At 38.5% G+C, this 10,548-nt stretch carries 10 protein-coding genes, 2 tRNA genes and 1 other RNA gene; 6 read left to right on the top strand and 7 right to left on the bottom strand.

From position 1 onward, the window contains the following. Positions 1-173: 173 nt before the first annotated feature. The 4 genes from M2132_RS11515 to M2132_RS11500 all read right to left on the bottom strand — a co-directional run bounded on the left by M2132_RS11515 (position 174) and on the right by M2132_RS11500 (position 2,741). Positions 174-246: transfer RNA gene (locus M2132_RS11515), tRNA-Gly, on the bottom strand. 18 nt (positions 247-264) lie between these two features. Beyond that, a tRNA-Tyr gene (locus M2132_RS11510) sits at positions 265-347 on the bottom strand. Positions 348-383: 36 nt separating this feature from the next. Next, positions 384-875 carry a 6,7-dimethyl-8-ribityllumazine synthase gene (ribH, locus tag M2132_RS11505; RefSeq protein ID WP_280673672.1) on the bottom strand — a complete coding sequence of 164 codons (492 nt, stop codon included), beginning with the start codon at positions 873-875 and terminating at the stop codon, positions 384-386. A 24-nt stretch (positions 876-899) separates the two neighbouring features. After that, complete coding sequence (locus M2132_RS11500) at positions 900-2,741, bottom strand: DUF349 domain-containing protein (protein ID WP_280673674.1); 1,842 nt, start codon at positions 2,739-2,741, stop codon at positions 900-902. 379 nt (positions 2,742-3,120) lie between these two features. On the opposite strand from M2132_RS11500, the gene M2132_RS11495 reads away from it, so the two are divergent. Next, a complete protein-coding gene (locus tag M2132_RS11495; RefSeq protein WP_280673676.1) occupies positions 3,121-3,573 on the top strand; it encodes a hypothetical protein in 453 nt (150 codons plus the stop codon). Between the two features lie 43 nt (positions 3,574-3,616). Beyond that, complete coding sequence (locus tag M2132_RS11490; protein ID WP_280673678.1) at positions 3,617-4,093, top strand: LysM peptidoglycan-binding domain-containing protein; 477 nt, start codon at positions 3,617-3,619, stop codon at positions 4,091-4,093. Here the strand turns inward: M2132_RS11490 and hisS are convergent. Then, complete coding sequence (gene hisS / locus M2132_RS11485) at positions 4,056-5,423, bottom strand: histidine--tRNA ligase (RefSeq protein ID WP_280673680.1); 1,368 nt, start codon at positions 5,421-5,423, stop codon at positions 4,056-4,058. The genes M2132_RS11490 and hisS overlap by 38 nt on opposite strands. A 149-nt stretch (positions 5,424-5,572) precedes the next feature. On the opposite strand from hisS, the gene M2132_RS11480 reads away from it, so the two are divergent. The 4 genes from M2132_RS11480 to M2132_RS11465 all read left to right on the top strand — a co-directional run bounded on the left by M2132_RS11480 (position 5,573) and on the right by M2132_RS11465 (position 8,868). Further along, on the top strand, positions 5,573-6,283 hold the full coding sequence (locus M2132_RS11480; protein ID WP_280673682.1) for a tol-pal system YbgF family protein: 711 nt from the start codon (positions 5,573-5,575) through the stop codon (positions 6,281-6,283). A 145-nt stretch (positions 6,284-6,428) separates the two neighbouring features. Further along, positions 6,429-7,109: a 16S rRNA (cytidine(1402)-2'-O)-methyltransferase gene (rsmI, locus tag M2132_RS11475; protein WP_280673684.1), complete on the top strand. Its 681-nt coding sequence runs from the start codon at positions 6,429-6,431 to the stop codon at positions 7,107-7,109. Positions 7,110-7,223: 114 nt separating this feature from the next. After that, entirely contained in the window at positions 7,224-8,096 is an 873-nt protein-coding gene (locus M2132_RS11470) for a hypothetical protein (RefSeq protein ID WP_280673686.1), read from the top strand. A gap of 79 nt (positions 8,097-8,175) precedes the next feature. Then, positions 8,176-8,868, top strand: coding sequence for a YjjG family noncanonical pyrimidine nucleotidase (locus M2132_RS11465; RefSeq protein WP_280673688.1), 693 nt, complete (start codon positions 8,176-8,178; stop codon positions 8,866-8,868). A 119-nt stretch (positions 8,869-8,987) separates the two neighbouring features. Here the strand turns inward: M2132_RS11465 and M2132_RS11460 are convergent, their stop codons facing one another. Beyond that, complete coding sequence (locus tag M2132_RS11460; RefSeq protein ID WP_280673690.1) at positions 8,988-9,761, bottom strand: DUF3298 and DUF4163 domain-containing protein; 774 nt, start codon at positions 9,759-9,761, stop codon at positions 8,988-8,990. 196 nt (positions 9,762-9,957) lie between these two features. Further along, positions 9,958-10,355, bottom strand: a transfer-messenger RNA (tmRNA) gene (ssrA, locus tag M2132_RS11455). Between the last annotated feature and the right edge of the window lie 193 nt (positions 10,356-10,548).

Here is a 10,548-nt window from a genome sequence, read left to right as displayed (position 1 = left end):
GGCGTGGGAGATATTAAGTTCTTTATGTACAGACTGGCGATGCTATATTCGTGATATGTGACAAGGTTTATCAACCGGGAAAATCCGCTGACCCGCTTTTTCATTTTTCAAGTGTTTTGTTTAAGTTAATAACTAAAAAGCGATTACTGGATTTGTAATCGCTTTCTACGTAGAGCGGAAGACGGGGGTCAAACCCGCGACCCTCAGCTTGGAAGGCTGATGCTCTATCAACTGAGCTACTTCCGCAACTTTCTTTTTTCAGGGTGGGCAGTGAAGGATTCGAACCTCCGAAGACGTAAGTCAGCTGAGTTACAGTCAGCCCCAGTTGGCCACTTTGGTAACTGCCCTTGCTTTCTTGCTAAAGCGTTGCAAAGGTAATGATATTATTTATTTCTGCAAGAAAATCCCACCATTTTTAATGCCGTGATTGCCGCTTCATCACCCTTGTTTCCGTGCTTACCTCCGGCACGGTCGAGCGACTGTTGCATATCGTCGGTAGTTAAAAGACCGAATATGAAAGGTATATCATATTCTAAGTTCAGTTGAGCAATGCCCTGTGTCACTCCTGTGCAAACATAGTCGAAATGAGGTGTATCGCCCCGGACAACACAGCCCAATGTTATTATGGCATCGTATTGTTTTGTCTGCGCCATTTTTTTTGCTCCGAAAATCAATTCAAAGCTTCCGGGCACATAGTCTATTTTTATATTCTCGCTCTTTACCCCATGTTTGGCAAGCGTTTTACACGCTCCGTCCAAAAGAGCAAAAGTGATATTGTTATTCCATTCCGATACAACAATCCCGATGGTCATATCTTTGCCATCGGGAACAGTTGTCGGATCATATTCTGATAAGTTATGATATGCAGTAGCCATTTTTTTCCTTACAATCAATAAAAATTAGTTTTTATCCAACTCGCTTATATTGGCATCTATCGATTCTACTTTTTTGGCAATCAAGTCCATCTCTGCCTTCAAGTCTTCAATCTTTTTGTTCATTTCTTTCAGCAGACCTCCGCTACCTTTCGAAACAGAGAGGAATCCCATATTATTCTCGTAAGTCTGGAGTTCTGATTTAATTTTATTGAACTGGAATTGTAGTTTTTCGCGTTCCTTATAAAGAGCATTTTTTGGCTTATCGGAACTTGAAATAGACTCCAAATTAGAGCGGAAATTTTGCATGCGACGCTCCGAACGGTCTACTTTCAGTAAATCGAATTTAGTATCTAATGCTTTCTGATAAGCCTTGTAGATTTTATCTTTTTCTTTAAACGGCACAAAACCAATCTGATGCCATTCATCTATATAAGCGTAGATATCTTCGGTTGCTTTCTTGGGGTCGGCTGCAATGTCAACAGCATTAATTTTTTCAATCAACTCGTTCTTTTTAGCCAGATTAGCCTCCTCTTCTTCGCGTTGCGATGAATTAACCTTTTTCTTTTCTTCAAAGAAATGATCGCAGGCCGAAACAAATTCTTTCCAGATAGCGTCCGAATACTTACGAGGCACAGCACCAATTGTTTTCCATTCTTTCTGAATAGCAATCAATTCATCGGTTGTTTTACTCCAATCGGTACTGTCTTTGAGCGCTTTCGCTTTTTCGAGCAAAGCTCTTTTCTTTTCCAGATTTTCGTCCAATCTATCTCTTTGAACTTTGAAAAACTCAGCTTTCTTCTCAAAGAAAGTATCGCACAGCGCTCTGAACTGTTCAAATATCTGAGAATTTATCTTTCTGGGAACAAAGCCAATCGTTTTCCATTTTGCCTGCAGTTCTATAACCTCTTTGCTTTTTTCGTCCCATGTATTGTAACTGTTAAGGGCGTCATAGTCGATAGCTTTCAGAGCATCGCAGATAGCGTTTTTTTCGGCAAGGTTATTTTCTTCCTGCGCTTTCATGCCCTCAAAGTGAGCCTGATAACGTTTGTTTATTTCGGTCGAAGCTGATTTAAAGCGATCCCATATTTCTTCGCGCAACTCCTTTACAACGGGCCCTATTTCGCGCCACTGTTGATGGAAGTTTTGTAGCTGATGGAATGCCGAAACAATGTCCGACTCTTCCAATAGCTTTTCGGTCGATTCTATAATCTGAGTTTTTAGTTCAAGATTCTTTTTGAAATCGTAGTCGCGGAACTCATTGTTTATCTTTATCAGATCGTAAAATTTCTCTGTATATACCTGATACGACTTCCACAAATTATTCACCTCGCCGGCAGGAACAGCCTTTATTTCGTTCCACTGCTGTTGCAGGTCTTTAAATTCTTTGTATAGCTTATTAAAATCGTCTGTACTTTCGGTAAGGTCTTTAATTTTATCTATAATCTGAAGTTTTTTAGCCAGATTTTCGGCTCTCAGTTTATCTTCTGCCTCGATAGCTTTTGCCCTTTTTTCTTTTATATTGTTCAGAAGTTCTTTCAACTGGTCTTCAAGCGGATCTTGCGCCGGCTCAAAATCTTTTACATCTCCACCATCAGCGATAAATTTCTCCTTAAGTTCGTTTATCTCTGTTGTTTTTATTTTATAAAACGCTTGCTTCAATGTATCTACATCGGCTCTGGTAGGAATAGCCTCTTGCTTAGCAAGATTGTCTAAGCATGCTATTATTTCTTCTTTTGTTTCAGGGACCGTTAGTTTTGATTCTTCAGAAGTTTCAAGTTGTGCTTCTGTTGGTTGATCAACTTCTTTGCTTTCAGGAACAATAGCTTGTTGATCTTCGCTCAACTCAGGGGCAAGATTCTCAGTCATAGTAAATAATTAAATTAGTTTAATAAGTTCATTTCAAAAATTCTAATTTACAAACTTAATAAATTATTTTTCTTATTCTACATCTTTTTGATATAGAACATAAAAAATATACTGAATATTCTGACCACACTACCATTCTTGTCATCAAAATTCTGCCAGCCGAAATAAACACTATTCTCAAAATATTTGTTTATTATTGTAAGTTAAAATATAAACAACAAACCATAGGCAGGTTTCAAACGGAGCAATTCGTATTGGAGGTTTTTGGCAGATCAAAGACTTTGCCTCCAATTTGTAAAACTTTATTATTTCTTTTCATAAAATTGTAATAATAGCAGAAATAGATATAATTTTATAGTCTGAAAAAATGTTATAAACCATGAACAGTGTACGTATAGAGAACAAAATATCGCCCAAATTGCGGGTATTTATGCTGGTTGTAGGCGCTTACAATGTACTTTTAGGTTTTTATGGCTGTGTTAATCTGGCAATGGATGGGCCACTGAATTTCCTGTTCTATATGAACCTGATTCTAATTATACTGGGTATTATATTGATTTTGATGTTCACCATCTGGCAATCTAAACCGCTGATATGCGTGGATATTGAAAAAATAACATTCAATCTGCCGGAGCAAAAACCAATTTCTCCTATAGAATGGCAGGATATAACTGAGGTAGGCATCGGAATCGGTTCATTGAAAATAATAACCATAGGGCAGAAATCGACCGACATAGATTTATCGGCGCTTAAATACAAAGATATTCGTGAACTGAAAAGCATTATCGTGGAATGCTGCGAATTGAAAAACATTCCATACAAAAATGCATAAACAAATTTAATGGAAGAAAATACACAACTAAACTGAAAATAGAATGAGTAACAAAGGTTATAGCAACAATAAGCAGAAAAAACGGGTGGCAATCATAGGCACCATAGTTATCCTTTTGCTGGTTTTCGGATTATATAAGTACATCACTTATGAGCCTGCACAAGCAGCCCCTGTGCAAACAAAAGAAGGTTTACAGTTAATAAGTCTGGAAAATCCGGATTCGGCCCAGTTTTTGGATGTGATTATGTCTGAACAGAGAATGAACATTATAATCTTGGCTGATAAATTTTACGGAAACTCGGCCTATTGGCCTTATGTTTTTGAGATAAACAAAGAGTCTATACAAAACCCCTTGGATATACCCAAAAATACGGTGCTGAGGATACCTCGCATCGATTCTGTCCTTGCCGAAAAAGACGGCTTGGAAGAGGTAAAAAGGCTCGGCGATAGTATCTTATCCGAGATAGACAGAAAGAAAAATACTACTGAGGAGAAGTTAATTTTTTCAGACAATCCGTAAACGTTAGGTTGTATTGTGTGCCATAGAGCATGTCCTTCAAGACTACTTCCTGCCGGGCAATTTCTTCCTCGCCAACTATAACAACATAGGGGATGCCGTTCGTGTTGGCATACGACATCTGTTTTTTCAGTTTACTTTCATCCGGATAAATTTCGACAGAGATATCACTTTTTCGCAAATCGGATACTAAGGGAAGGATATAGTCAATTTCTGTTGCTCCAAAATTGGTGAACATCACTTGGGTTCCTTTTATTGAGCCTTGAGGATAAAGATTCAGTTGATTCAAAACATCAAATATACGGTCTGCACCAAATGAGATACCGACTCCCGATACATTTTCCAGACCGAAAATGCCTGTCAGGTTGTCGTAACGTCCGCCTCCGGTAATGCTACCTATTTCTATATCAAGGGCTTTTACCTCAAAAATAGCTCCTGTATAGTAATTCAATCCGCGAGCCAAAGTTAAATCCAACTCTACTTCCGAATTCAAGTTGAGCAATTCTGTTTTCGAGAAGATATATTCGAGTTCTTCAACACCTTTCAATCCTGTTTTAGAAGCGGAAAGAGTAGACTTCAAAACTTCCAGCTTATCCTTATTCGACCCTTGCAGTAAAATAATGGGTTGCAGTTTTTCGATTGCCGACTGTGGTATTCCTTTGCCGGCAAGTTCTTCGTTTACTTTCTCTAAGCCTATTTTATCCAGTTTGTCGATAGCGACAGTGATATCCACAATCTTGTCCGACTGGCCTATTACTTCGGCTATGCCGCTAAGTATCTTCCTGTTATTTATTTTTATAGAAACTCTGATTCCGAAACGGGTAAATACTTCGTCAATAATCTGAACCAACTCCATTTCGTTCAGCAAGGAGTCTGAACCTATTATATCGGCATCGCACTGAAAAAATTCCCTGTAACGCCCTTTTTGCGGGCGGTCGGCACGCCAAACAGGCTGAATCTGGTATCGTTTGAAAGGGAAACTTATTTCATTGCGGTGCATCACAACGTAACGGGCAAAAGGAACCGTCAGGTCGTAACGCAAACCTTTTTCGCAAGCCTTCACGGCAAAACGATTAGAGTTCCGTTCCATCAGCTCGGCCTCAGTAAAGTTCGACAAGTAATCGCCTGAATTGAGAATCTTGAACAACAGCCTGTCTCCTTCTTCGCCATATTTCCCCATCAAAGTCGAAAGGTTTTCCATAGCAGGGGTTTCTATCTGCTGGAACCCATGCAACCTGTAAACTTCTTTTATTGTATCGAAAATATAGTTTCTCTTAGCCATTTCTATTGGCGAAAAGTCTCGGGTTCCTTTGGGGATAGATGGTTTTTGCATATTACTTTAAAGCGTTTAATTGACCAACAAAGGTAAAAGTTTTATATTTGTTCTCAAAAAATAGGTTTATTTTTTCATTTATAAGCATAAAACAACTATTTTTGCGGCTACGAAATGACAAACCGTTTGTAAAAAATATAACAAAGAATATGGCAGTGTCGAAGAAAAAACAAGACGAACAGAGAGTCGAGAAAGAATGGGAAGCAATAGACCAAGCAGTTGTAAAATCTGGGAACTTTCTGGGTAAATATCAAAATCAACTGTTGATAGGTATCGCCGTTGTTGTAGTGATAGTGTGCGGATACTTAGGGTACGACCACTTTATAAAACAACCCAAAACTCTTGAAGGCCAGACAGCCCTTTTCAGAGGGGAACAGTATTTTGAACAAGGACAGGATTCATTAGCCCTTTATGGAGACGGAAAAGGTTATCTTGGCTTCGAGGCACTTGCCGAGAGTTACAGTTCGACCAAAGCCGGCGATTTGGCTAAAGCTTACGCAGGTATTGCAAATGCCCGCCTTGGCAAATACGACAAAGCAATTTCTTATCTGAACGGTTATAACAGTGGTGATGCCTTGTTTACATATCAAGCAAAAGTAACGTTGGGCGATTGTTATGCAAACAAAGGTGAGTTAGACAAAGCCGTTGGTCTATTTATGGACGCGGCAAAGGGAGCTGACAATGAACTTTATTCACCTCTTTATTATCAAAAAGCGGCGATGATTTATAGAGAACAAAAAAATCACGATAAAGTGATTGAGATTTGCACCCTCATAAAAAACAATTATATGAATTCGGCTCAAGCAGGCGAAGCCGATAAATATATTGAAGAAGCTAAACTTCTGAAAGGCGGAAAATAACAATCAAAATTACTTTACAATATATAACAGGAGCCGGTTTATTGAATTAAGCCGGCTTTTTGTTTATCTGAGAGAGATCGCCCCTGTATTTTGAATTTTATGTTACTTTTGTACATACATAATAATGAATAAAATCAGAATGTAGATGGGTGGTATTTTTCACATAATCCCTACACCGGTAGGCAATCTGGAGGACATGACGTTTCGAGCCGTGCGTCTGTTGAAGGAAGTAAACCTTATTTTGGCCGAAGATACACGTACATCGGGCTTTTTGCTCAAGCACTTCGATATTCAGAACAAAATGCAGTCTTACCACAAGTTTAACGAGCATAAAGCCGTGTCGGCTATCGTTGACAAGCTCAAAGCCGGTGAGAATATAGCCCTCATATCGGATGCCGGAACCCCCGGAATATCAGACCCCGGATTCCTTTTAGCCCGAGAGTGTGCTAAAGCCGGAATCAAGGTAGAGTGTTTACCGGGTGCAACAGCATTTGTGCCGGCATTGGTAGCCTCTGGAATACCTTGCGATAAATTTGTTTTTGAAGGATTCCTTCCACAAAAAAAAGGACGGACAACCCGCCTGAAACTTCTTGCCGGGGAAGAACGTACAATAGTGCTGTACGAATCGCCATACCGTGTTCTGAAAACGCTTACCCAGCTTTCCGAATACTTGGGCGAAGACCGATTTGCAGCCACCTGCCGCGAAATATCGAAGTTGCACGAAGAGATTCTTCGGGCTCCACTTAAAGAACTGATAACCCATTTTACGGAGAACTCTCCCCGTGGAGAATTTGTTATAATAGTCTCCGGACGAGAGGATAAGTAATATTTTTTGGATAAAAGGTGCGGAAACATACTATTTTTCATTATTTTTGGAAACGAAATAGCAAATAGAATGTTATAACTGTATAAAGTTTGTAAAATAAAAACCAGATTAACAATGAAAAAATTACTTGTAGGTTGTTTGTGTTTAGCCGCATTGGCTTCGTGCAACGTTAAAAACTCAGACGAATATAAGACTCTTAAAGCTCAAAATGATTCTTTAATGGCTTTAAACAGTCAGGATGAAGCAGAGATGGCCGAAATGATGGCCTTGATTAATCAGGTGGAAGAAAACTTCAACCAGATTAAAACTGCCGAAAAATACTTAACTGTTGAATCGAAAGCCAAAGGCGAAATGACCACCGATACCAAAGCTAAGATTCAAGAGAACTTCAATATGATTAACGATATCCTTAAAAAGAACAAGGAGGATATTGCTACCTTGAACAAAAAGTTGAGTAATAGCAAAGGACAGATGTCAAGCCTGAAATCGACTATCGACCGTTTGAATAAAGAGCTTGAAGACCGTGCCACAACAATCACCGAATTGCAGGCAACTTTGGCTACAAGAGACCAAGAGATAGCCAAGCTGAATAATGATGTGAGAGGATTGGCGGCAAATGTGTCGGACTTAGCCGATAAGAATTATGCCCAAGCGTCGAAAATACAGGAACAAGACAAAGCGCTGAACACAGCCTATTATATGTTCGGAACATCGAAAGAGTTGAAAGAAGCTAAAGTTATTTCGGGAGGATTCCTTGTATCATCCAAATTGATGAAAGAGTCGATAGACAAAAATAAATTCATCAGAATAGATATCCGCGAAACAAAAGAGATACCTGTTTACGCTAAAAATGCGAAAGTCCTTTCAAATCATCCAAATACAAGTTATACACTCGAAAAAGATGCGAACAAAAACATCGTTCTGAAAATAAGCGATTATCAAAAATTCTGGAGCTTAACTCCGTTTTTGGTTATTCAAGTAAGCTAAATTTAATTATACAATACAGAAAAGCACTATCGCATCTATAAAGAAATAGATCTGATAGTGCTTTTGTTTTAGAGATACAATGAAAAGATATAAGACCCTGTTTTTCGATTTGGACGATACTCTCTGGGACACTGCCACAAATAGCAAAGATGCCATGATGGAAGTGTTCTTGCAGTTCGGGCTAAATCAATTCTACTCTTCGTTCAACGAATTCTACGCCATATACAGCAAACATAACAGCAATCTTTGGAGCCTGTATAATAATGCCAAGATCACAAAAAAGGAACTCAAAGACAAGCGTTTCGAAATATTAATGCCTTTAAACGCCTTTAATAAAACAGAAATAGATACCATAGCCGATACATTTATGCATACCGTATCCTTGAAAAAAAAGCTCGTTCATGGAGCCATAGATATCCTTGGGCGATTGAAGGAGAAATACGACCTGCATATTCTATCCAATGGTTTTACTGAGATACAGCATATAAAAATGGAAAATTCGGGGCTATCCCCTTACTTTGGCGAAGTAATCCTCTCTGACAAGGTAGGGGTAAATAAACCCGACAGAAAGATTTTTGAATACGCCTTGCAAAAAACCAACAGCACCAAAGATACTACTTTGATGATAGGTGATGCTTTTCATAGCGATATTGTGGGGGCATACAATTCGGGGATAGACCAAGTTTGGTTCAATCCGCAACAAATACAGCCAGAGGGATTCGAGCCAACTTATCAGATAACCCGTTTGGAAGAACTATTCGGTATTTTATAAGCCTGCTTTTATAAACACGCTTTCGATATCGGAAAATATCCATTGCCAAAATAGCAAAAGCCTCCGCTAAATAAAAATCAGCGAAGGCTTTTATTATTCTTGTCAAAAAGCAGACAATATTATTGTTTTATTTTTGCAGACAGAATTTTATCTATTTCGGTATAAGGTATCAAAATATCCTTTGTTCCGGCCACATATGGCGCAATTTCGTAAACATTATAAAACAATAATAAACCATCTTTCGTAACAAAGATATTTGCGGGAAGGATAAATTTATCATCCACAAACATCAAGCCTGTTGAATTAAGCGATTTATCAGTCGGGATATTATATTTTTCCCTGAATTTTGCTTCGGCCAATACATTCAACGCTGTTGTATCATTTACAAGATCAGACACAGATAATGCCTTGCCTTCTTTAGCATCAAAAATCAATGAAGCTGTATAAGGGTTGCCATGAGCTCCACCTGTCATCATAAAAGACTCCAGTTTTATATTTATAAGTTCAAGACTGTTGTATTCCACCTCTCCTTTTATATCAACAGTCCAGGCCTGTGTATAGTCGGGGGTTTCAGAAACAAATTCCTTATAACTTTTTATAAATCCAAGAAACAACTCATTGTAGTTTGTTGATGAGTCTTCTTCCAAAGACACTATCAGCTTAATGGTTTCAAATACCTTATCATTAATCTTTTTTGCCGCGTCACTATCTCCTTCGGCGATAGGTATAACCGCATCGGCCTTTGTTTCTTGATTGTCACCGATTTTAAACACCTCATGATAGTCTGTTAAGGCAAACGCCATAGTTTTGTTTTCCTTATCGGTGTTTTGCGATTTATTTCCGCAAGCAACAACCAAAAACGCCAATAAAAGAGGATAAATCATTTTTTTCATAATAAAAATACTTTTTAGATTTCATACATTATAACCCCCATAAAGCATATTTTGTTTACATTGCTCTTAATTTTATGGTAATTACCCCATTACATTTTGCGACATTGCTTTATATCATGTACAAAAAAACCAGACTTTACATTATGTAGTGTAAAATCTGGTGTGGCTTTTGCATATTGCTGATAATCAGCAATATTTGTGGAGCTGGAGGGATTCGAACCCTCGTCCAAACAAGGAACTAATTTGCTTTCTACATGCTTATCTTCGTCTTCATTGTAGGGAGTGGGCAAGACCGAAGCCACCAACCCAAACCTTAGCTTTTTTATTTCGAAAAGGAGCCAAAGCTTCTCCTTTCCTATCTCCGATTTACCTACACCACCGCTTCGAAGCGCTTCGGAGCCACAGCCTCCGGGTGATGTCTTGTCCCCGTACCTTGTACAGGGATTAAGCTATATCTACTATACTTCGATTAAGCAGCAAGAGCGTAATTATTTTCGCCAGTTAAAATTTTGACGTCTGAGATTAAAGTGCCAGCCGACTACGCACCGCATGCTTACAAACCACTTCATCTCGCTGTCAAAACCAGTCAACCCCATGTAAGACGTTTGCAATAACAGTACAAAGGTAATGATTATTTAGTAAGAGAACAATCGAATACACTTCGGCTTAGTGTTTTTATCCATTATTTTTTTTCATTACTGTCCACTAAAAATTGGACGATTAAAAATTAAATAAATTTGGTTCACTAGAACCGCTTCGTTCTTTGTCATTTTTGAAATTAGTTTTG

Source organism: Dysgonomonas sp. PH5-45, from assembly GCF_029893235.1.
GTDB lineage: Bacteria > Bacteroidota > Bacteroidia > Bacteroidales > Dysgonomonadaceae > UBA1309.
This window is presented reverse-complemented; position numbering and strand designations above follow the sequence as displayed.